The sequence below is a fragment of the uncultured Methylibium sp. genome, from assembly GCF_902826655.1.
GTDB lineage: Bacteria > Pseudomonadota > Gammaproteobacteria > Burkholderiales > Burkholderiaceae_C > Methylibium.
In genome coordinates, this window is record NZ_CADEFR010000052.1 from 1 (window position 1) to 21,354 (window position 21,354).

Here is a 21,354-nt window from a genome sequence, read left to right on the forward strand (position 1 = left end):
GCACGTGACCACGGTCGAGCGCGTGATCGGCTTCAAGCGCGGCACCGGCGGCACCGGCGGCGTCAGCTACCTGCGCAAGATGCTCGACGTGGTGCTGTTCCCCGAGATCTGGACGCTGCGGACCAGCCTCTGAGCTTGCCGATGTACGTGCAGCGCACGCCCGCCGCCCCGCTGAGTGCGCATGTCGCCTGCCTGTGGGTCAGCGAGCGCGGTGCGCTGGCCCATGCGCGCGAGCGCATCCTGCCGAACGGCTGCGACAACGTCGTCATCGCGATGCACGACGCGCCGCTGCGCCGCTTTGCCGACGAGGGCGCGGCCCGCAGCCAGCCCGTCGGCGTGGCCCTGTGGCAGGGCGTGCACGACGTGGCCGTGCTGCGCGACACCTCGGTGCCTGCCAGCGTGATCGGCATCAGCTTTCGCGCCGGCGGGGCCGCGGCCTTCGCCGGCCTGCCGATGGGCGAACTGGCGGGGCGCGCCGTGGCGCTCGACGCGCTGTGGGGCCCGGCGGCCCGCGAGCTGCGCGAGCGCCTGCAGCACGTGCCCGGCGCCGCAGCGCGACTGACGCTGCTGGAGCGCTGGCTGCTCAAGCGCCTGGAGCGCGCCGCGCCTGCCGACCCGGTGGTGCAGCAGGCACTGGCCCTCTTTGCGCGCGAGCCCGCGCTGGCGCAGGTCGAGCGGGTGCGCCGCGCCACCGGCTGCTCGCCGCAGCGCTTCATCGCGCGCTTTCGCGATGCCGTCGGCCTGACGCCCAAGCGCTATGCGCGCGTGCTGCGCTTCCACACGCTGGTGCAGCAGCTCGGCACCGACCGCGGGGCGGGCCTGGCCGAGCTGGCGCTCGAGGCCGGCTATGCCGACCAGGCCCACCTCGCGCACGAGTTCCGCCGTCTCGGCGGCTTGACGCCCGGCGCCTACCGTCCGGTGGCCGCCGACCGGCTGACCCACGTGGCGATCGGCGACTAGGTCGCTCCGGGCGAGGAAAAATCTACAAGACGCCGGCAGGCTGCCGAGGCAAGCTGGCCGCATCGCCGACGCACCGGCTCCGGAGATCGCCATGACCGACACCTCGCCCTCGCCCATCCACGAGGTCTTCGCCTACCTCTGCGTCGCCGACAGCGCCGCCGCCATCGACTTCTACCGCCGGGCCTTCGGCGCGACCGAGCGCTTCCGCCTCGTCGAGCCGTCCGGCCGCATCGGACACGCCGAGCTGCAGCTGGGTCCGGTGGTGCTGATGCTGTCCGACGCCTTCCCGGAGTTCGGCATCCACGCGCCGTCGGGCGGCGCGCTGCCGCCGGTGCGCATCCACCTGCATGTCGACAACGCCGACCGGATGATCGCCAGCGCGATCGCGGCCGGGGCGACGGCGCTCGGCGAGATCTCCGACGCCTTCTACGGCGAGCGCGGCGGCCGCGTCGTCGATCCCTTCGGCCACGTGTGGCTGATCGGCCACTCGATCGAGGACGTCAGCCCCGAGGAGATGCAGCGCCGCTACACCGCGATGATGAACGGCTGAACCCGCACGCGTTGCCGGTCGTTACCGGCCCGCGGCGTCGCGGCGCGTTACCCTCGGATGGTCTCGTTCCATTCGAGGAAGTTTCGATGGCCGTGAGTCCCTACGACAACCGCCTGGGCGCCGACGAGCTCGACGTCCGCATCACCGACCTGCTGGTCGCCAGCGCCGATTCCAGCGACACGCTGATCGACGGCTCGGTCCAGGAGACGCTGAAGTTGCTGCGCGAGCGGCTGCAGATGGACGTGCTCTTCGTCTCCGAGTTCGTCGACGGCAAGCGCGTGTTCCGCTTCGTCGACGCCGCCGCGCCCGATTCGCCGATCAAGACCGGCGGCTCCGGTCCGCTCGACAAGTCCTACTGCCAGCTGGTCAGCACCGGCAAGCTGCCCGAGGCGATCCCCGACCTGTCGGCGCTGGCGGCCGCGCGGCCCGACCTGCCGGCGCTGGCCTTCAGGATCGGCGAGCACCTGAGCACGCCGGTGGTCCTGCGGGACGGCCGCGTCTACGGCACGCTGTGCTGCTTCAGCAAGAGCCCCAACCTGCACGGCCGGCAGCGCGACCTGACGCAGCTGAAGCAGTGCGCGCAACTCGTCGCCCGCATGATCGACGCCGGCAGCAGCCGCCGGCCGATGCCCGACAGCGTGCCCGACTGGAGCCTGAGCCCCGTCGAGAGCAAGGACGTGTGGAAGCTGTGAGCGCCGGCGCTCAGCGCGCCACCACCTCGTCGCGCCAGCCGCCGCCGAGCACCTTGTACAGCGTCACCAGGTTCTGCACCCGCAGCGCCTGCACCTGCACCAGCGCCTGCTGCGCGGTGAACAGCGAGCGCTGCGCGTCCAGCACGTCGAGGTAGCTGCTGGCACCGTTGCGGTAGCGCAGCTCGGCCAGGTCGTAGCGTCGCTGCTCGGCCGCGGTCTGCGCGGTCTGCGCGCGCAGCTGCTCGCCCAGCGTGGCGCGGCCGGCCAGCGCGTCGGCCACCTCGCGGAAGGCGGTCTGGATCGCCCGCTCGTACTGCGCGACCGCGATCTCGCGGTTGACCTTGGCGAGATCGAGGTTGGCCTGGTTGCGGCCGGCGTCGAAGATCGGCAGCAGCAACTGCGGCGCGAAGCTCCAGGCCGAGTTGCCGCCCTGGAACAGGTCCGACAGGTGGCTGCTGGCCACACCGACGCTGCCGGTCAGCGAGATCCTCGGGAAGAAGGCCGCCCGCGCCGCGCCGATGTTGGCGTTGGCGGCGATCAGCTGCTGCTCGGCCGCGCGCACGTCGGGGCGACGCACCAGCACCTCGGACGGCAGACCGGCCGGGACATCGGGCAAGCCCGCGTCGCCGCCGATCGCCCGCCCCGGCGGCAGATCGGCCGGCAGCGGGCGGCCCAGCAGCAGGGCCAGCGCGTTCTCGTCGAGCGCGCGCTGGCGGGTCTGCTGCGCCAGCGCGACGCGCGCCGCCTCGAGCAGCGACTCGGCCTGGCGCAGGTCGATCTCGGAGGTCGCGCCCTGGTCGAACTTGAGCTTCGTCAGCTTGTACGACTCCTCGCGCGTGGTCAGCGTCTGCTGCGTCACGCGCAGCAGCTCGTCGTCGGCGCGCAGCGTCAGGTCGGCATTGGCGACGGCGGCGATCAGGCTGATCTGCGCGGCCTGGCGCGAGGCCTCGCTGGCCAGCAGCTGCGCCGCCGCGGCATCGCTCAGGCTGCGCAGGCGCCCGAACAGGTCCAGCTCCCAGGCACTGACCAGCAGGCCCGCGGTGTAGAGGCTGGTGATGCCGCCGCTCGCGTTCGGCTGCCGCGAGCCGGTGAGGCCGGCGTTGACGGTCGGCCACAGGTCGGCACGGCGCAGGCCGAGCTGGGCCCGCGATTGCTCGATCGCCAGCACCGCGACGCGCAGGTCGCGATTGGCGTCCAGCGCCTGCGGCACCAGGCGCGACAGGCGTTCGTCCGCCGAGAAGAAGCGCTGCCACTCCAGGTCGGCGGCCGGCGTGCCCGCGGTGTCACCGGCCGCATCGCCGACCAGTCCGAAGCTCGCGGGCACCGGCGCGGCCGGCCGCTCGTAGCGCGGTGCCATCGAGGTGCAGGCAGCCAGCAGGGCGGCGACGGCCAGCGTCGAGAGACGGATGCGGCGCATGCTCATCGTCCCTCCTGCGTACCCGGCGGCGCCGGCGTCGGCGCTTCCTCGGACTCGTGCGCCCAGCGGCGGCGCTGGCGTTCGCTGCCCTTGAACAGCCGGCTGACGACGACGTAGAAGACCGGAACCAGGAACACGGCCAGCGCGGTCGCGGTGATCATGCCGCCCATCACGCCGGTGCCGATGGCGCGCTGGCTGGCCGAGCCGGCGCCGCTGGCCAGCACCAGCGGCAGCACGCCCAGGATGAAGGCCAGCGAGGTCATCAGGATCGGCCGGAAGCGCAGGTGCGCCGCCTCGATGACCGCGTCGACCGCGCTCTTGCCCCGGGCATTCAGGTCCTTCGCGAACTCGATGATCAGCACGGCGTTCTTGGCCGACAGCCCGATGATGGTGATCAGGCCGACCTTGAAGAAGACATCGTTCTCGAGGCCGCGGAAGTGCGCGCCGAGCAGCACGCCCAGCACGCCCAGCGGCACCACCAGGATGACCGCCAGCGGGATCGACCAGCTCTCGTACAGCGCGGCCAGGCACAGGAAGACCGCCAGCAGCGAGAAGCCGAACAGGATGAAGGCCGTCGCACCCGAGAGCTTCTCCTCGCGCGACTGGCCGGTCCACTCGTAGGCGAAGCCGGACGGCAGCTCGCCGACCAGGCGCTCCATCTCGGCCATCGCCGCGCCGGTGCTCTGGCCCGGTGCCGGCTCGCCCTGGATGCGCATCGCCGGGTAGCCGTTGTAGCGCACCGTCTGCATCGGGCCGGTGACCCACTCGGTCGACGCGAAGGCCGACAGCGGCACCGGCTGGCCGGCGGTGTTGAGCGCGTTGAGCCGGAGCAGGTCCTCGGGCTGCATGCGCGTCGGCGCGTCGGCCTGCACCACCACCCGCTGCAGGCGACCGGCGTTCGGGAAGTCGTTGACATAGGCCGAGCCGAGCGCGGTCGACAGCGTGCCGTTGATCGCCGCGAAGCTGACGCCCAGCGCGCTGGCCTTGTCGCGGTCGATGTTGAGCTGCAACTGCGAGGCGTCCTCCAGGCCGTCGGGCCGCACGAAGGCCAGCAGCGGACTCCTGGCGGCCGCGGCGATCAGCTGGTTGCGCGCCGCCACCATCGCGGCCCGGCCGTTGCCGCCGCGGTCCTGCAGCCGCAGCGCGAAGCCGTTGGCGCGGCCCAGCTCGCGGATCGCCGGCGGGCTGACCGGGAACACCGAGGCGTCGCGGATGAAGGACAGCCCGCCGAAGGCCCGCGCCACCAGGGCCTGCGCCGACTGCGAGGCCCCCTCGCGCTCGCTCCAGTCCTTGAGCGTGACGAAGTTCAGTGCCGCGTTCTGGCCGCTGCCCGAGAAGCTGAAGCCCATCACGCTGGTCATGGCCTTGACCTCGGGCTGCTTGAGCATGTAGCCCTCGACCTGCTTCATCACCTCGAGCGTGCGGTTCTGCGTCGCGCCCGGCGGCAGCTGCACGTTGACGAGGATGTTGCCCTGGTCCTCGTTCGGCAGGAAGGAGGTCGGCAGGCGGTTGAACATCACGACCACCGCCGCGATGATCGCGGCGTAGATGACGAGGTAGCGCGCCGCGCGCCGCAGCATGCGCGCGATCACGCCTTCGTAGCCCTTGGCGGTGCGCGTGAAGCCGCGGTTGAACCAGCCGAAGAAGCCGCCCTTGGCATGGTGGTGGCCGGCCTCGACCGGCTTGAGCAGCGTGGCGCACAGCGCCGGCGTCAGCGACAGCGCGAGGAAGGCCGAGAACAGGATCGAGCTGACCATCACCGCCGAGAACTGCCGGTAGATGTTGCCGACCGCCCCGCTGAAGAAGGCCAGCGGCACGAACACCGACACCAGCACCACCGTCACGCCGACGATCGCCCCGGAGATCTGGCCCATCGCCTTGCGTGTGGCGGCCAGCGGCGGCAGGCCTTCCTCGCTCATGATGCGCTCGACGTTCTCGACCACGACGATGGCATCGTCGACCACGATGCCGATCACCAGCACCATGCCGAACAGTGTCAGCACGTTGATCGAGAAGCCCAGCGCCAGCAGCACCGCGAAGCTGCCCATCAGCGCGATGGGCACGACCAGCGTCGGGATGATCGTGTAGCGGATGTTCTGCAGGAACAGGTACATCACGAGGAACACGAGGATCACCGCCTCGACCAGCGTCTCGACCACCTGGCTGATCGAGATCTTGACGAAGGCCGAGCCGTCGAAGGGGATCGTCACCTTGACCCCCGGCGGGAAGTAGCGCGACAGCTCGTCGACGCGCTTCTTGATCGCGGTGGCGGTCGCCAGCGCGTTGCCCGTGGGGGAAAGCTGCACGCCGATGCCGGTCGAGGGCTCGCCGTTCAGCCGCGTGCGAAAACCGTAGCCCTGCGCGCCGAGCTCGACGCGCGCCACGTCCTTCAGCCGCACCGTCGAGCCGTCGGCGTTGGCGCGCAGCACGATGTTGGCGAACTGCTCGTCCGAGGTGAGCTGGCCCTTCACGACCACGGTCGCGAAGATGGCCTGCCCCGGCGCGTTGGGCACGTCGCCGATCGTGCCCGACGCGACCTGCGCGTTCTGCGCCGCGATCGCCGCCGTCACGTCGGCCGACGACAGCCGGTAGCCGACCAGCTTGGCCGGGTCGATCCAGATGCGCATCGCGCGTTCGGTGCCGAACAGCTGCGCCTGGCCGACGCCGGGCACGCGCTGGATCTCGGGCAGCACGCTGCGCGAGGCGAAGTCGCCCAGCGCGACCGGGTCGTAGGCCGGGTTGTCCGACGAGAGGATGACGAACAGCAGGAAGTTCGGGTTGGCCTTGTCGACGCGCACGCCCTGCTGCGTCACCGCCTGCGGCAGACGCGGACTGGCGCGGCCCAGGCGGTTCTGCACGTCGACCTGGGCCAGGTCGGGGCTGGTGCCGGGCTCGTAGCTCAGCGTGATCGAGCCGCTGCCGTCGGCCTGCGCGACCGACTCCATGTAGATCAGGCCCGGCGAGCCGTTCATCTCGCGCTCGATGACGCTGATGACGCTGTCCTCGAGCGTCTGCGCCGAGGCGCCGGGATAGCTGACGTTGACGACGATCGACGGCGGCGCCACCGAGGGGTACTGCGCGACCGGCAGCTGCGTGATCGCCACGCCGCCCATCACCAGGATGAAGAGCGCGATCACCCACGCGAAGATCGGGCGGTCGATGAAGAACTGGGCCATGCGGGCGGCCCCTTCAGCGGCTGGCGGCCGAGGCCGCAGGCACAGGCGCCGAGGCCTTCGCTGCCGGTGCCGGTGCCGCCACCGGCTTCACCGGTCCGGTGCCCCGCAGCTTCTGGAAGCCGTCGACCATCACCTGCTCGCCGGCCTTCAGGCCATCGAGCACGATCCACTGGCCGCCCTGGGCGCCGCCCAGCTTGACCGGCCGATTGGCCACCATGCCGTCGGCGCCGACGACCTTGACCGTGTCGCCCTGCGGCGAGCGCGTGACCGCCTGCTGCGGCAGCAGGATGGCGTCGGGCGCTTCGGCCTGCTCGAGCTGCACGCGCACGTACAGGCCCGGCAGCAGCGCGCCCTTGGGGTTGGGCAGTTCGGCGCGCAGCGTGATCTGGCCCGAGCTCGGATCGACGCTCAGGTCCGAGAACAGCAGCTTGCCGGCGAGCGGATAGCGGCTGCCGTCCTCGAGCAGCACGCGCACCGCCGCCGCGTCGCTGCCGCCGGCGCTCTTGAGCTTGCCGGCGGCGATCGCCGCGCGCAGGCGCAACACCTCGGCCGCCGGCTGGGTGAAGTTGACGTAGAGCGGATCGATCTGCTGCACCAGCGCGAGCTGGGTCGCCTCGCCCTGCCCGACCAGCGCGCCCTCGGTGACGAGCGCCCGACCGATGCGCCCGGAGATCGGCGAGCTCACCGCCGCGTAGCCGACATTGATCTGCGCCGTCTGCACCGCGGCCTTGCCGGAAGCGACGTCGGCCTCGGCCTGCTTCTGCGCGGCGACCGCATTGACGTAGTCCTGCTTGCTGATCGCGTTGGCGTCCAGCAGCGGCTTGTAGCGCTCGGCCTGCGCGCCGGCCTGCAGCAGGTTGGCCTCGGCCCGGGCCAGGGCAGCCTGCGCGCTGGCGAGCGTGGCGCGGTAGGGCGCGTCATCGATGCGGAACAGCGGCTGGCCGGCCTTGACGTCGCTGCCTTCGCGGAACAGGCGCTGCTGCAGGATGCCGGCCGCACGCGCGCGCACCTGCGCGACGCGCGAGGCTTCGGTCCGCCCCGGCAGCTCGGTCACCAGGCCCAGCGCGCCGGGCGCGACGGTGACGACGCCGACCTCGACCGGGGGCGGCGCGGCGGCGGTCGCCGGCGTGGCCTGCGGACTGCAGCCGGCCAGCAGCACGGCCGCCAGGACCAGGGCAGGCACCGCACGCGAGGCCGGGCCGCGCAACGGGAACGGGGGATCGGCCGCGAAGCCCATCGACGCAGACATGCGAGCACCTTTCGAGGAACGGTCGGGGGCGCGGCGGCAAGCGGCTTGCCGGCACCGACATCGGGATGGTGGCCCACCCGACCGATGGCCGCACTATACATACACCGATGAATGTATGCTGACGGCTTTACGGATCTTCATCGTCGATGGCCCGCCGCACCAAGGAAGAAGCCCAGGTCACGCGCGACCGCATCCTCGACATGGCCGAGCACGAGTTCCACCGGCGCGGCGTGTCGCGCACCTCGCTGCAGGACATCGCGCGCGCCGCCGGGCTGACGCGCGGCGCGATCTACTGGCACTTCCAGGACAAGGCCGACCTGTTCGACGCGATGATGAACCGCGTGACCCTGCCGCTCGAGCAGGAGATCCGGCGCAGCGACGAACCCGGCCTGGACGACCCGGTGGGCCACATCCGCCGCAGCTTCACCGCGGCGCTGCGCAAGACGGTCGAGGACGCGCAGGCGCGCCGCGTGTTCGAGATCGCCGTGCACAAGGTCGAATACGTCGACGAGCTGGAGGCGGTGCGCGAGCGCCGCCTGACGGGCCTGCGCGAGCGGCTCGCCCACGTCGAGCGGGGGCTGCGCGCGGCGGCGCGGGCCGGCGACCTGGGCGGCGGCGTCCCGGCGCGCGCGGCCGCCCTGGGGCTGCATTCGCTGATCGACGGCCTGATCCAGAACTGGCTGCTCGACCCGGACGCCTTCGACCTGTTGCGCGTCGGGCGCCAGGCGATCGATGCCTACCTCACGGGACTGGGCGACCGGCAGCGCTGAGCCCGTCACCGTCCGTCAGCGGTAGAAGGCTTCGACCCGGCCCTTGAGCTTGATCATCAGCGGCTTGCCCTTGCGGTCGACCGTGCGGGCCGAAGGGACCATCACCCAGCCCTCGCTGATGCAGTACTCCTCGACGTCGAAGCGCTCCTTGTCGTTGAAGCGGATGCCGATCTGATGCTCGAAGACCGCGGCCACGTAGTGAGGGCTGCCCGGCTCGATGGACAGGCGGTCTGGCAGCGGCGGGGCTTCTTGGGCGTCGGTCATGGGGCACTCTCGGGTCGGGTCACGTGTCGCGGGGCCTGCATTCTGCTGCGCTACCTGGCCACCCCGGTCAGCCAGGCCTGGCGGATGAGCCGCCCGCACTGGACCGACTCGTAGCCCGGCTGCCCGCCCAGCGAGGCGCGGGCCAGCACGCCGTAGTAGCGGCGACTCGCGTCGATCCACGGGTAGAAACCGAAGGCGCCCGCGCTGCTGAAGGCGCCGTCGCCGACGACGGGGTCGCTCTCGACCCAGTGGCCCAGGCCGTAGCGCCAGCTCTCGCCGGCAGGGATGGGCGTGGCCACGGCTTCGGCCGGGCAGGTCGCGGGACTGGCGCAGACCGAGGACGCGCCCAGCTGGCCGCCCAGTCGCAGCGATCCGTCCAGCAGCTTGCGCAGGTAGCGCGCGTAGTCGGCGGCGGTGCTGACCGCACCACCGGCCAGCTGGGGCTGGGTGTAGCCGAGGCCGACGTCCGCACCCAGTTGCGACTGCATCTCGGCGGCCAGCGCCGCGGTGCCCAGGCCCCCCAGCCCCAGCCGGCTGGCGTGCTGCTGCATGTGGCCGCCGTCGTAGAAGAAGCGGCCGTCGTTGGCCGGCGTGTAGACGCCGTTGCTCAGGTAGTTGACGCAGCCGTCGACGGTCTGACCGGCCAGGCAGGTGGCGAAGCTGGTGTAGCCGCTGCGGAAGGTCAGGAACCGGATGTCCTCGGCCGTCAGGCCGGCCACGCCGCGACGCTGCGCCACGTAGCCCGCGTACAGCCACTTCGAGGCGGACGCGATGTTCATCGAGCTGGTCGCGGTGTAGGTCGGCGGGCCGCCGGCGCTGGTGTTGACCGAACCGGAGGCCTGCGTCGCCGTGCGGTCGCCGATCTCCCAGTAGAACGGCCGGATCGCGTTGCAGGCGTTACTGCCGCTCTGCGCGGTGCTGGTGGCCGCGGCGACGCGTTGCGTGTCGGTCGGCGGGCCGCCCCCGGCGGGGGCGACACGACGGGCGGGCCGCCTGCGCCCCCGCCCCCGCCCCCGCCGCCGCAGGCCGTCAGCAGCAGCAAGGCGGCGCCGGTCCAGGCGATCGCGAGCGAGCGCGTCTTCGGGAGGTCGCTGGTCATGCGGCGAGAATAGCGGCCGAGCGCCGCGGGCGCCGGTTTGGCGCCCGCGGCGCCGGTTTCCAATTGCTTCCTCGTCGCCATGTCCACGATCCTGCAGCATCTCCCCATCGGCCAGAAGGTCGGCATCGCCTTCTCCGGTGGCCTGGACACCAGTGCCGCGCTGCACTGGATGAAGTTGAAGGGCGCGACGCCCTATGCCTACACGGCCCACCTCGGCCAGCCCGACGAGCCCGACTACGACGAGATCCCGCGCAAGGCGATGCTCTACGGCGCCGAGAAGGCGCGCCTGGTCGACTGCCGCGCGCAGCTGGTGGCCGAAGGCCTGGCCGCGCTGCAGGCCGGCGCCTTCCACATCAGCACCGCCGGCATCACCTACTTCAACACCACGCCGATCGGACGCGCCGTCACCGGCACGATGCTGGTCGCGGCGATGAAGGAGGACGAGGTCCACATCTGGGGGGACGGCAGTACCTTCAAGGGCAACGACATCGAGCGCTTCTACCGCTACGGGCTGCTCACCAACCCGGCGCTGAAGATCTACAAGCCCTGGCTCGACCAGGCCTTCATCGACGAGCTGGGCGGCCGCGCCGAGATGAGCGCCTTCATGACGAAGGCCGGCTTCGGCTACAAGATGAGCGCCGAGAAGGCCTACTCGACCGACTCCAACCTGCTGGGTGCGACGCACGAGGCCAAGGACCTGGAGCACCTGTCCAGCGGCATCCGCATCGTCAACCCGATCATGGGCGTGGCCTTCTGGCGCGACGAGGTGGAGGTGAAGCGCGAGGAGGTCTCGGTGCGCTTCGAGGAAGGCCGTCCGGTCGCGCTCAATGGCGTCGAGTACGCCGACCCGGTCGCGCTGATGCTGGAGGCCAACCGCATCGGCGGCGGCCACGGCCTGGGCATGAGCGACCAGATCGAGAACCGCATCATCGAGGCCAAGAGCCGCGGCATCTACGAGGCCCCGGGCCTGGCGCTGCTGTTCATCGCCTACGAACGCCTGGTGACCGGCATCCACAACGAGGACACGATCGAGCAGTACCGCGACAACGGCCGCAAGCTCGGCCGCCTGCTCTACCAGGGCCGCTGGTTCGACCCCCAGGCCATCATGCTGCGCGAGGCGGCGCAGCGCTGGGTGGCGCGCGCCGTCACCGGCACGGTGACGCTGGAGCTGCGTCGCGGCAACGACTACTCGATCCTGAACACCGAGTCGCCGAACCTCACCTACGCGCCCGAACGGCTCAGCATGGAGAAGGTCGAGAACGCGCCCTTCTCGCCCGCCGACCGCATCGGGCAGCTGACGATGCGCAACCTGGACATCGTCGACACGCGCGACAAGCTCGGCGTCTACAGCCGTGCCGGCCTGCTGTCGCTGGGCAGCGGCGCGGCGCTGGCGCGGCTGCAGGGCAGCGACGGCTCCGGCAAGTCCTGAGCCGTGCGGCCGGAACCCCGTCGACGGGTGTTTCGCGGAGCGGTTGTGAGGCGTAGTCTCCGCTCCGGAGACTCGACATGCCGACCTGGCTCCGACACTGCTGTGCCCTGACGACACTGGCTGCTGCCTGCGGCGCGGCCCTGGGCGTGCAACTGGTCGACGAACCACGCTCGCTGGGCTGGTCGGCCGCCGAAGTGGCCGGCGCTGCGAGCCTGCAGCAGACCCTGGCTCAGGCCGACGCGGCGGGGGCGCTGGGGTGCGAGCGTCACTGCGGGCGGCTCGCGCGTGTCTTCGATCGCCTGCTGGAGCCCGCGCGCGAGCAGACGCCGCAGGCTGCGCAACTGCCCTGGGCGCTGACGGTGGTGCGCCTGCCGGACGTGGCCGCCTACTCGCTGCCCGACGGGCAGGTCGTGATCTCCGAGTCGCTGATCGACGATCGCGACCTGTCCGACGAAGCCCTGGCCTTCGTGCTGGCGCACGAGATGGCGCACAGCATCCTCGAGCACGAGCGCCAGCTGCTGACCGTCGGCCGGCTGCTGCTGCCGCGGCAGGTCGATCGCAGCGTGCACGACATGTACGTCGAGTTCGCCCACAACTTCGGGCTGCTCAAGACGCTGGAGCCGGTGCTGCACCAGGGCGAGTTCGAGGCCGACGAGCTGGGCCTGCTGCTGGCCGCGCTGGCCGGCTACGCGCCGCGGCGGCAGATCGAGTTCATGCAGAACGAGGTGGCCGACGACGACCAGCGGCGCGCGGTCTCGGCGACCCATCCGCCGCCGCTCGAACGCCTGGAGCGCCTGCAGTCGCTGCTGCCCCTGGCCGTGCGTCTGCACGAGCACTCCGGCCGCAGCCGCTGATCGCCCGGCGACCGCACGCGCCGCGGCGACGGGCGATAAACTGCCATGTCAAGCCCATATTTCCGAGGAGCCGCCTTGGCCACCGTCGCTTCACTGCACCTCGACCAGCAACTGTGCTTCGCGCTCTACATGGCGACCAATGCCGTCACGCGCCTGTATCGCGCCCAGCTCGGCCAGGTCGGCCTGACCTACCCCCAGTACCTGGCGATGCTGGTGCTGTGGGACCGCGGGCCGCAGACCGTCAAGGGCCTGGCCGATCGGCTGGCGCTGGACTCCAGCACGCTGACCCCGCTGCTCAAGCGGCTGGAGGCCGCCGGCCTGGTCCAGCGCGAGCGCGACAGCAAGGACGAGCGTGTCGTGCGCGTCAGCCTCACGCCCGCCGGCGACGCGCTGCGCCAGCCGGTGGCGGAGATCCAGAACCGCGTGGTCTGCCAGACGCGTCTGTCGGAGCAGGAGTTCACCGAGCTGCGCTCGCGCCTGCATTCGCTGGTGCAGTCGATCGCGCAGGAAGAGGAAAGCCTGGGCGTCGCGGCCTGAGCGTCGGGCCGGGCGGCGGCTCAATCGCCGCCGCAGCCGCCCCCGCCGTCGCCACCGCTGTCGCTGCCGCCCGACGAGCCGCCGGCCTCGCCCCCGAAGCCGGCCGCGTCGCCCGGGTGGCCGTCGCCCGAGCTGCCGCCACCGCAGCCTCCGCCGAAGCTGCTGCCGCAGTGCACGTAGGGCTGGCCCGCCTCGCCCGGGTGGCGCCGGCAGTCGGCCTCGTAGCGGAAACCGTCGGGAATCGCCAGCGCGGCGTCGAGCGCGAACAGCAGCGGCAAGGCCGCCGGCACCCGCGGATCGATGCCCTCCTGGCGGCAGGCATGGAACCAGGTACGACGCAGACCGTCGTTACGGCGCGCGTCGCGGCCCAGGGTCTGGGCCGGGCTGTGGTGCAGGAAGCGCCCGAAGGCGTCGCGGCAGAAGCGCTGGTAGGCGCGCGTGTCCAGGATGAAGGCGTGCCACAGCGCATCGACCGCCTGCGAGGGCATGGAGACGAAGCGCCGGGCATGCAGGTGGCAACGGAAGAACTGGCGCAGGCCGCGCTCGACATCGTCGAGCTGGGCGTCACCGAGCGACGGATAGCGCTGGCGGACCTCGCCGCGCAGGTGCGGCGGCAGGCGGGCGTGGTCGATATGGCGCTCGCGTGCGCGCTTCTCGCGACCGGCGATCCAGGCCAGCAGGATCACCGTCGCGACGGTCCAGCCGATCGCCGGCCCGACGCCACCGGGGACCGGCCACTGCCGCCACCAGACCGCGGCCAGCAGCAGCAGGAGCAAGGCCTTCAGCAGGCGCAGCGGCATCGCGCCGTCGGCTCGCCGTAGCGGCCGTCAGGGGTTGCCGGTCTTCTTCGGCGGTGCCTTGCCGGCCGGGGCCTTGTCCGGCTTGCCGGCCTTGCCGGGTGGTGCCGCCGGGCCCTTGCCGCCGACCTTGGCCTTGACGTTGGCCTTGCGCTCGCCGGTCGGCGGGTGGGTGCTGCCGTAGGAGGTCGGCGTGGCGTTGGCGACGGCGAAGGCAGTCTCGAACTCGTCCCAGGCCGGCGCGGGATCGATGCCCTTGGCACGCATCCAGACCACCGAGCAGGCGTCGGCCTCCAGCTCCTGCTCGCCGCCGAACTTGAGCTGCAGCGAGCGCACGAACTCGACCAGCTTCGGCGTCGTCGTCATCATGAAGAGGCCGTCCTGGATGACATTGGTCTGGGTACCGCGCATGCCGCGCGACAGCAGCTTCTTGCCCAGGTCCCAGCCCTCGTCGGTCGAGATCATCGTGAACTGCATGTGCTTGATCGCATGCCGCTTGTAGACGTGCGACAGCTCGTGCGCCAGCACGAAATCGGCGCCGGCCGGCTTCTCAGCCATGGTCTCCATGAAGCGGCGCGACACCAGGATCACGCCGCCGAACTTGGCAGCGGCACCGTCGGCCAGCTTGGGATCGAACACGAGCTTGACCGACCCCGGGAAGTCGCTGACCGCGCCGCGCAGGGTGTCGAGCCGCTGCTGGATCTCCTGCTTGCGGATCTCTTCGGCCTCGGTGAGGCTCTCGCCGGTGCGCGACGACACCAGGTCGAAGGCCGTGCCGAGCGCGCTCTCCACCTCGACCGGGACCCAGATCGTCGTGCGGGCGATGTACTTGAGCATCTGCCGGTCTTCCGGCGTCAGGTCGCTGTACTTGTAGTCGGACTTGATCAGGCGGTCGAGCCGCAGCGTCGCCTCGGTGCCGCCGTACTCGACCAGCTTCTCGGCGATGTTGAAGCGCTCCTGCGGCTGGTTGCATTGGCGATCCGGCGGCAGGTCGGCCTTGATGCCCTTCAAGGCCGCCACCGGCTGCGAGCCGTCGGCCATGGCGGCGCTCTTCATCGGCGTGCCGGCCGTGGTGGCGCCGGGCTTCGCCGGTGCAGGCGCGGCCGGGGCCGAGGCCTGGCCGGCCCCGGGCACGATGCGGTTCAGCAGGTCGCCGAGCTGCGCGTGGCCGGACGCGCCAGCGCCGAGCAGAACGAGGCCGACGGCCGTGGAGATCAGCGGGCGTTTCATCATCGTGGCTCCTGCGAGATCAGCGAAAGCTGGAAGGCGTCCCAGTCGTGGTTGTTGGCGGCCAGCGTGTCGGCCCAGGCGATGCCTTCCGGCAGGCCCTGGGCGACGCGACGCTGCATCAGCGTCTGCAGCGTGTCGCGGGTGGCGCGAGACGCGACGGAGAACTCGCCGGTCGACGAGGCACGCCCGGCGTCGTCGACGAAGCGGTAGACGTACTGCGTGCCCGGCGCGAACCACGTACCGCTCAGCCGCGCCACGCCCTTGTCGATGTAGACCGACACCTCCGGCGGCTGCCCGGCCGGCGGCGTGCCGCGCGCGAGCTTCACGGTCCAGGTGCCCGAGATCGCAGCGCCGGCCAGGCGGAAGTTCCAGGTTTCGGGCGGTGGCAGCACCACGCCGCACGGCAGCGCGATCTGGCAAGGGTTGCCCTCGCCGCCGGGCTTGCTGTCCTTGTTGTCGATGCCGTGGCCGCCGATGGCGGCGACCATGCCGTTCATGCGGGCCTGGATGCAGGCGGGGGACGGAACGCCACAGGGGTCGGGGGGGTACTTGTCGAAGATCCGCTTCAAGGGTCCCGGCTCGACGCCCTCCGGCGGCGTGAACCAGCGCCCCTTGTGACGGTAGCGAAGTTCGAACCGCCCGTTGGCGACCGTCCCCGCCGTGAGGAGCTCGCAGGCCGGCGTGGTCCTGAGCTCGGTCCGGCTAACGTCCGTCTTCACGCCCGCCGCGGTCCTGAGCTCGCAAGACGCGTCCTTCGGCGCGACGCAGCCCAGCTGGCAGTCGATCGCGCGAGCCCCCGACGAGAGTGCCAGCCCGGCGAGAGCGACGCCCGCACCGACAGCAAAACGGCCGCGCACGTCGCTCCAGTTGACGATCGAGTTCATGACCTACGCCCCCTGTCTTAGCTTGATGACCAGCAAGTACAAGCCAACCGTCAGCACGGTCACCCTCAGCAGCGCACTCAGGACGCGATCGGCGAGGATCGCCCCGGAGTGTCCAGGCCCGACGGCGATGGTGACGGTCTCGACCCGCGCATGATCGGTCTCCAGGCTCGCGCCGGACACGCTGGTTTCGTTGCCGTAGCCCCGCCGCAGGGCTCCCCAGGCCGAGGACAGGCCGAAGAAGCGCTCGCGCTCCGTCTGTTCTTCGACCGACACGCGATGCGCGCGCCGCCAACCTTGCAAGTAGGCCTCGATCAGCAAGCCCAGCATCAGGTAGGCCGGGTTCAACCACAGGTCCACGCCCATGCCGACCGCGGCGATCTGGATACAGGCGAACATCAGGCCGGCAGCGATCATGATCGGGCCCGCGGCCACCGACCAGCCACCGACGATGGGCATGGCGCTCCGCAGTCGCTCGAGCATCGGATACAGCAGGCCCCATGCCACCGCAAACGTCAAACCCAGCACGACATCGGCCAACAGCCCGCACCAGGTGCCGTCGCAGTTGGACACCGGCGTGTCGAGTGACAGCGCCTGCAGGCCATGCAGCATCGCGCCGCTCACCCGTTGATTCTCGGCGTCGGCGATCTCGAATTTGTCGTGCCGAGCCCCGCCGTCGACGCCCAGGAGCAGCACCGGACCGGTCAGGCGGCTGGGAGCGAGATCGACCAGGCTCACGGGCACGCCCGGGGTCGAAGTCGCAAGGCTCTCCGGTTGCAACCGATTGACGACGGTGCTGCTGAACTGCGCCGAGTCGAGCAGGCGCCAGTTGAAGCGCTGTGGCCGGTAGGTGTCATAGGCATCGAAGTTGCCGTCTGGCGGCAGCATGTCCTCGAGCAACCTGCCGTCGCTACCGCTCTTTGCACCGTTCGCGTGCGCCTGCTCACAGAGTGCGGTCAGCGCCTCGATGTCGTCGAGCTGCAGCGATCCGCGATGCAACAAGTAGACGGCGGCTCCGAGCGAAGGAAACCGAGGCGGCGCCGCGCCGCCTACCGGTCGGCTCCCGTCGGGCCCGACGCTTCGGGCCTCGCGCAGCGTCGCCGGGAAGTCCACGGGGTAGCCCCCGGGCTTATGGAAGATGCGCGGCGAGGCGAAGTAGAGCCCGCGCAGCGCAGCGCTCGATGCGTGGGTCGCGGCCGTCTCGTTCGCCCTCGAGCAGCCGGCGTCGACCATGAAAGCGTTGCGCGCCCGACGTCCCTCCACCGTCGGTCGAGGCAGCAGGATCGCGACGACATCGGCGTGGGCGCGCAAGTCATCGATGGCGCGTCGCATCGTGGCGAGACTGTCGACGCTCGTGGCCTTCTCGTTCAGCGGCGCAAGGTCCACGTCGACCGCGACGATCCACCGCGTCCGGCTTCCTTGCGGATTCCCGCTTCGGTCGAGCCTCGAAGCGAGGTCGGCGAGCAGTTCCGCCATCCGGTCACGAGAAATGGGCGCTACACCACCGATGCGCGCGATCTCGGGGATGGCGATGCCATCGCGCTGTTCAAGGTGAGCCACTCGCGCCGTCGCGCCGATCTCGATGTGCTGAATCGCTAGCGCATCGCCGGCAGGCAACTGCGGACTGGCGACGGCGCGCAGCCGCGCCACCTCGCGCTGGAGCACGCCGTCCAAGCCGTCCAGCGCGCCTGACGAATCGATGATGGCCGACAGCGCCAGGGCAAAGACCACCGACGAGCACACGCGAATCGTGCCGCGGATCGCCTGGCGCAGCGGCGGCGGAACGCGCTCCCAGTGATGCTCTGCTTCTTCGCCCAGAAGGCGGAAGATCGATCGCCAACGCCCACGGCCGGACGCGCCAGCATCCAGCTGCTCGATCGTTCGGCGAACCCGACGCGTCCCCCTCCAGCCGCCCGGCATGCTCACTCCCTGAGCCGTCACTGGCCTCCACGCCAGCGCGTTGTCAGCAAATGTAGCCACGGCCTGCGTGGCCGTGAACACACTGCGGCGTCCCGACGACGCGACACCCGCAACCTAGGGGGGAGGACCGGCTGTCGGCTCAGCCGTCGTACTTGAGGTACTTGAACCTCGGATCGTCGTTCGGCGTGCCCTCCAGCACCGCTCCGGCGTCCTTGCCGGGCTGCCACTGGACCACTTCCTCGATCTTCTTCGCCAGCGCGAAGTCCTTCTCCGTCACGCCCTTGGCGTTGTGGTTCACCAGCTTCACGATCACGAAGGCGTAGCTCACCGCGAGGTCGGGGTGATGCCAGGCGGCCTCGGCCAGGTGGCCGACCGTGTTCACGACCATCAGCGTGGCCTTCCAGCCGCTGGTCTTGTACTTGCGGCGGATCCAGCCGTCCTCGAGGTACCAGTGCGGCAGTTCGGCCGTGAGCCGGGCCTGGATCTCCTCGTCGGTATAGGTCTCGTCGGCGCCCTTGGTCTTGCCGTGCCATTGCGTCATCGCGTTCTCCTCAAAGGACCACCGGCTCGGGTTCGAGCCGGATGCCGAAGCGCCCGTAGACGCTTTCCTGGATCGCCCGGGCCAGCGTGACGATCTCGCCGCCGATGGCCTGGCCGCGGTTGACCAGCACCAGCGCCTGCTTCTCGTAGACACCGGCCTGCCCGATCGACTTGCCCTTCCAGCCGCAGGCGTCGATCAGCCATCCTGCGGCCAGCTTGAAGCTGCCGTCGGCCATGGGGTAATGCACGATCGCCGGGTCGCGGGCGATGATGTCGCGGCATTGCTCGGGCGTGACCACCGGGTTCTTGAAGAAGCTGCCGGCGTTGCCGATGATCGCCGGATCGGGCAGCTTGGCGCGACGGATCGCGCAGATCCAGTCGAACACCTGGCGCGGGTTGGGGTGGGTGACGCCGGTCTCGGCGATCTTGCGCTCCAGGTCCAGGTAGCCCAGCACGGCCACCGGCGGCTGCGGCAGCACGAAGCGCACCCGGGTGATCAGGCAGCGGTTGGCGAGCTCGTGCTTGAACACGCTGTCGCGGTAGCCGAAGCGGCACTCCGCGCCGCGCAGCGTGAACGAGCGGCCGGTCTGCAGGTCGATGGCGTCCAGCGAGTCGAAGCGGTCCTTCAGCTCGACGCCGTAGGCACCGATGTTCTGCACCGGCGCCGCGCCCACGCTGCCCGGGATCAGCGCCAGGTTCTCCAGCCCCGGCAGGCCCTGGTCCAGCGTCCAGGCGACGAAGTCGTGCCAGTTCTCGCCAGCGCCGGCCTCGACGACGACTTCGTCGTCGCTGCGCGAGACGACGCGCCGACCGGCGATCTCGACCTTCAGCACCAGGCCGGGCAGGTCGTGCGTCAGCACGATGTTGCTGCCGCCGCCCAGCACGAAGCGCGGGGCGGCAGCCAGCGCCGGATCGGCCAGCACGGCGCGCAACTGGGCCTCGTCGCCGATGCGCACCAGCCGCTCCGCCAGCGCGGGCAGGCCGAAGCTGTTGTAGGGGCGAAGGCTGACGCGGGACTCGACGACGGGAAGGGGCATGAGAGAATTTTCGCCGATCCTTCCTTCGGCGGCCCAGTCTCATGCCCAGCTTCGACACCGTGCTCGAACCCAACCTCGTCGAGGTGCGCAACGCCGTCGACCAGGCCGGCAAGGAGATCGGCACCCGCTTCGACTTCAAGGGCTCGAGCGCCAGGGTCGAGCTGAAGGACAAGGACGTCACGATCTACGGCGACAGCGACTTCCAGCTCGGCCAGGTGATGGACGTGCTGACCGCCAAGCTCACCAAGCGCAGCGTCGACGCGCGCTTCCTCGACCGCAGCGCCAAGATCGAGAAGATCGGCGGCGACAAGGTCAAGCAGCTGATCAAGGTCAAGGCCGGCATCGACAGCGAGGCGGCCAAGAAGATCCAGCAGCTGATCAAGGGCAGCAAGCTCAAGGTCCAGGCGGGCATCCAGGGTGACACGGTGCGCGTGACCGGCGCCAAGCGCGACGACCTGCAGGCCGCGATGGCGCTGATCCGCAAGGACGTCGCCGACCTGCCGCTGAGCTTCACCAACTTCAGGGATTGATGACCCACCCCCGTTGCGGCTGCGCCGCTCCCCCTCGAGGGGGCGACGCTGGCGGACCGGCGAAGCCGGATCCGCGGCGTCTGCTGGCGGAGACCGTGTGATGCGTCGTGCGCACTTTCTGCTGCTGGGTCTGACCGTGTTCCTCGCGGGACTGGTGGCCGCGCAGCCGGCGGCGCGCCGCGTCGCGCTGACGGGCAGCATGGGCGATCGGGCCTTGCTGGCGATCGATGGTGCGCCGCCGCGCGTCGTCGCCATCGGCAGCACGGTCAGCGGCGTGAAGCTGCTGCGCATGGACGGCAACGAGGCCGTCGTCGAGGTCGACGGACGGCGCCAGACGTTGCGGCTGGGCGAATCGGCGGTCAACCTGGGCGGCGCCGCCAGCGCCGGCAGCGGCACCGAGATCAAGCTGACCAGCGATGCGCGCGGACACTTCCTCGCCAACGGTCAGGTCAATGGTCGGGGCGTGAGCTTCATGGTCGACACCGGTGCGTCCGCGGTGGCGCTCGGCAAGAGCGACGCCGAGCGGATGGGCCTGAGCTACCTCAACGGCCAGCGGGTGCCGGTCAACACGGCCAACGGCGTCGTCGTGGCCTACCGCGTGTCGCTGAACTCGGTGCGCATCGGCGACGTGGAGATCTTCAACGTCGAGGCCCTGGTGAACCCGCAGGACATGCCCTTCGTGCTGCTGGGCAACAGTTTCCTCACGCGCTTCCAGATGCGGCGCGACAACGATACGCTGACGCTGTCGAAGCGCTTCTGAGCGCCGCGCGCTCACCGCTTGTCGCAGGTGGGACAGCCTGCAATCGAACGACCGTGCTAAAACCCGGCGTGCGCCGTCGAGAGCCGGCACGATCGAGGAGACCGCGATGGACCTGAATTTCACGGCCGAAGAACAGGCCTTCCGCGAGGAGATCCGCGCCTGGGTCGCGCAGAGCCTGCCGAAGGACATCAGCCACAAGGTGCACAACGCGCTGCGGCTGTCCAAGGACGATCACCAGCGCTGGGCCAAGATCCTGGGCCGCAAGGGCTGGCACGGCTGGGGCTGGCCGCAAGCCTTCGGCGGACCGGGCTGGAACGCGGTGCAGCGCCACCTGTTCGAGGAGGAATGTGCGCTGGCCGGTGCGCCGCGCGTGATTCCCTTCGGCCCGGTGATGGTGGCGCCGGTGATCATGGCCTTCGGCACGCCGGCGCAGCACAAGCGCTTCCTGCCCGGCATCATGAGCGGCGAGGTGTGGTGGAGCCAGGGCTACAGCGAGCCGGGCTCGGGCTCGGACCTCGCCTCGGTCAAGTGCAAGGCCGAAAGGCGCGGCGACTACTACGTGGTCAACGGCCAGAAGACCTGGACCACGCTGGGCCAGCACGGCGACTGGATCTTCTGCCTGGTGCGCACCAGCAACGAAGGCAAGCCGCAGACCGGCATCA

Annotated in this window: 22 protein-coding genes; 11 read left to right on the top strand and 11 right to left on the bottom strand. The window is 70.7% G+C overall.

The annotated features are described in order from the left end of the window. From QZV97_RS16415 to QZV97_RS16430, 4 genes are all read left to right on the top strand, one after another. On the top strand, positions 1–133 hold a 133-nt coding region (locus tag QZV97_RS16415), incomplete at its 5' end, for a tryptophan 2,3-dioxygenase family protein (RefSeq protein ID WP_295644922.1). 8 nt (positions 134–141) lie between these two features. Further along, the gene (locus QZV97_RS16420) at positions 142–960 is read left to right on the top strand and encodes a helix-turn-helix domain-containing protein (protein ID WP_295644925.1); all 819 of its coding nucleotides are present in this window, start codon (positions 142–144) and stop codon (positions 958–960) included. Between the two features lie 91 nt (positions 961–1,051). Beyond that, positions 1,052–1,510: a VOC family protein gene (locus QZV97_RS16425; RefSeq protein WP_295644857.1), complete on the top strand. Its 459-nt coding sequence runs from the start codon at positions 1,052–1,054 to the stop codon at positions 1,508–1,510. An 86-nt stretch (positions 1,511–1,596) separates the two neighbouring features. Continuing rightward, on the top strand, positions 1,597–2,202 hold the full coding sequence (locus QZV97_RS16430; protein ID WP_295644860.1) for a GAF domain-containing protein: 606 nt from the start codon (positions 1,597–1,599) through the stop codon (positions 2,200–2,202). A 10-nt stretch (positions 2,203–2,212) separates the two neighbouring features. Here QZV97_RS16430 and QZV97_RS16435 read toward each other — a convergent pair whose 3' ends face one another. Genes QZV97_RS16435 through QZV97_RS16445 form a run of 3 tightly spaced genes read right to left on the bottom strand, consistent with a single transcriptional unit; the run spans position 2,213 to position 8,044 of the window. Further along, complete coding sequence (locus tag QZV97_RS16435) at positions 2,213–3,625, bottom strand: efflux transporter outer membrane subunit (RefSeq protein ID WP_295644865.1); 1,413 nt, start codon at positions 3,623–3,625, stop codon at positions 2,213–2,215. After that, the gene (locus QZV97_RS16440) at positions 3,622–6,795 is read right to left on the bottom strand and encodes an efflux RND transporter permease subunit (RefSeq protein ID WP_295644868.1); all 3,174 of its coding nucleotides are present in this window, start codon (positions 6,793–6,795) and stop codon (positions 3,622–3,624) included. Before QZV97_RS16440 ends, QZV97_RS16435 begins: the two co-directional genes overlap by 4 nt. 13 nt (positions 6,796–6,808) lie before the next feature. Continuing rightward, positions 6,809–8,044, bottom strand: coding sequence for an efflux RND transporter periplasmic adaptor subunit (locus QZV97_RS16445; RefSeq protein WP_295644873.1), 1,236 nt, complete (start codon positions 8,042–8,044; stop codon positions 6,809–6,811). A gap of 146 nt (positions 8,045–8,190) precedes the next feature. Here QZV97_RS16445 and QZV97_RS16450 point away from each other — a divergent pair, with 146 nt between their 5' ends. Further along, complete coding sequence (locus tag QZV97_RS16450; protein ID WP_295644876.1) at positions 8,191–8,814, top strand: TetR family transcriptional regulator; 624 nt, start codon at positions 8,191–8,193, stop codon at positions 8,812–8,814. A 15-nt stretch (positions 8,815–8,829) separates the two neighbouring features. On the opposite strand, the gene QZV97_RS16455 is transcribed toward QZV97_RS16450, so the two are convergent. Beyond that, entirely contained in the window at positions 8,830–9,078 is a 249-nt protein-coding gene (locus tag QZV97_RS16455) for a DUF3297 family protein (RefSeq protein ID WP_295644880.1), read from the bottom strand. A gap of 50 nt (positions 9,079–9,128) precedes the next feature. After that, complete coding sequence (locus QZV97_RS16460; protein WP_295644883.1) at positions 9,129–9,857, bottom strand: hypothetical protein; 729 nt, start codon at positions 9,855–9,857, stop codon at positions 9,129–9,131. Positions 9,858–10,256: 399 nt separating this feature from the next. On the opposite strand from QZV97_RS16460, the gene argG reads away from it, so the two are divergent. The 3 genes from argG to QZV97_RS16475 all read left to right on the top strand — a co-directional run bounded on the left by argG (position 10,257) and on the right by QZV97_RS16475 (position 12,997). Next, the gene (gene argG, locus QZV97_RS16465) at positions 10,257–11,606 is read left to right on the top strand and encodes an argininosuccinate synthase (RefSeq protein WP_295644888.1); all 1,350 of its coding nucleotides are present in this window, start codon (positions 10,257–10,259) and stop codon (positions 11,604–11,606) included. Between the two features lie 77 nt (positions 11,607–11,683). Continuing rightward, positions 11,684–12,460, top strand: coding sequence for a M48 family metalloprotease (locus tag QZV97_RS16470; protein ID WP_295644893.1), 777 nt, complete (start codon positions 11,684–11,686; stop codon positions 12,458–12,460). 75 nt (positions 12,461–12,535) lie between these two features. Then, complete coding sequence (locus tag QZV97_RS16475; RefSeq protein WP_366558912.1) at positions 12,536–12,997, top strand: MarR family transcriptional regulator; 462 nt, start codon at positions 12,536–12,538, stop codon at positions 12,995–12,997. 20 nt (positions 12,998–13,017) lie between these two features. On the opposite strand, the gene QZV97_RS16480 is transcribed toward QZV97_RS16475, so the two are convergent. The 6 genes from QZV97_RS16480 to murB all read right to left on the bottom strand — a co-directional run bounded on the left by QZV97_RS16480 (position 13,018) and on the right by murB (position 19,402). Then, complete coding sequence (locus QZV97_RS16480; RefSeq protein WP_295644896.1) at positions 13,018–13,797, bottom strand: hypothetical protein; 780 nt, start codon at positions 13,795–13,797, stop codon at positions 13,018–13,020. Positions 13,798–13,824: 27 nt separating this feature from the next. After that, a complete protein-coding gene (locus QZV97_RS16485; RefSeq protein ID WP_295644898.1) occupies positions 13,825–15,027 on the bottom strand; it encodes a M48 family metalloprotease in 1,203 nt (400 codons plus the stop codon). Further along, positions 15,024–15,908 carry a hypothetical protein gene (locus QZV97_RS16490; protein ID WP_295644901.1) on the bottom strand — a complete coding sequence of 295 codons (885 nt, stop codon included), beginning with the start codon at positions 15,906–15,908 and terminating at the stop codon, positions 15,024–15,026. Before QZV97_RS16490 ends, QZV97_RS16485 begins: the two co-directional genes overlap by 4 nt. A gap of 3 nt (positions 15,909–15,911) precedes the next feature. Beyond that, the gene (locus QZV97_RS16495) at positions 15,912–17,825 is read right to left on the bottom strand and encodes a hypothetical protein (protein ID WP_295644904.1); all 1,914 of its coding nucleotides are present in this window, start codon (positions 17,823–17,825) and stop codon (positions 15,912–15,914) included. Between the two features lie 139 nt (positions 17,826–17,964). After that, positions 17,965–18,366, bottom strand: a complete 402-nt coding sequence (locus tag QZV97_RS16500; RefSeq protein WP_295644907.1) for a 4a-hydroxytetrahydrobiopterin dehydratase — start codon at positions 18,364–18,366, stop codon at positions 17,965–17,967. Positions 18,367–18,376: 10 nt separating this feature from the next. Next, positions 18,377–19,402, bottom strand: coding sequence for a UDP-N-acetylmuramate dehydrogenase (gene murB / locus QZV97_RS16505; RefSeq protein ID WP_295644911.1), 1,026 nt, complete (start codon positions 19,400–19,402; stop codon positions 18,377–18,379). Between the two features lie 41 nt (positions 19,403–19,443). Between murB and QZV97_RS16510 the strand changes: the two genes are divergently transcribed. From QZV97_RS16510 to QZV97_RS16520, 3 genes are all read left to right on the top strand, one after another. Continuing rightward, positions 19,444–19,932, top strand: coding sequence for a YajQ family cyclic di-GMP-binding protein (locus tag QZV97_RS16510; RefSeq protein WP_295644914.1), 489 nt, complete (start codon positions 19,444–19,446; stop codon positions 19,930–19,932). Between the two features lie 100 nt (positions 19,933–20,032). Continuing rightward, on the top strand, positions 20,033–20,692 hold the full coding sequence (locus QZV97_RS16515; protein WP_295644917.1) for a retropepsin-like aspartic protease: 660 nt from the start codon (positions 20,033–20,035) through the stop codon (positions 20,690–20,692). A 106-nt stretch (positions 20,693–20,798) separates the two neighbouring features. Next, on the top strand, positions 20,799–21,354 hold a 556-nt coding region (locus QZV97_RS16520; protein ID WP_295644920.1), incomplete at its 3' end, for an acyl-CoA dehydrogenase family protein.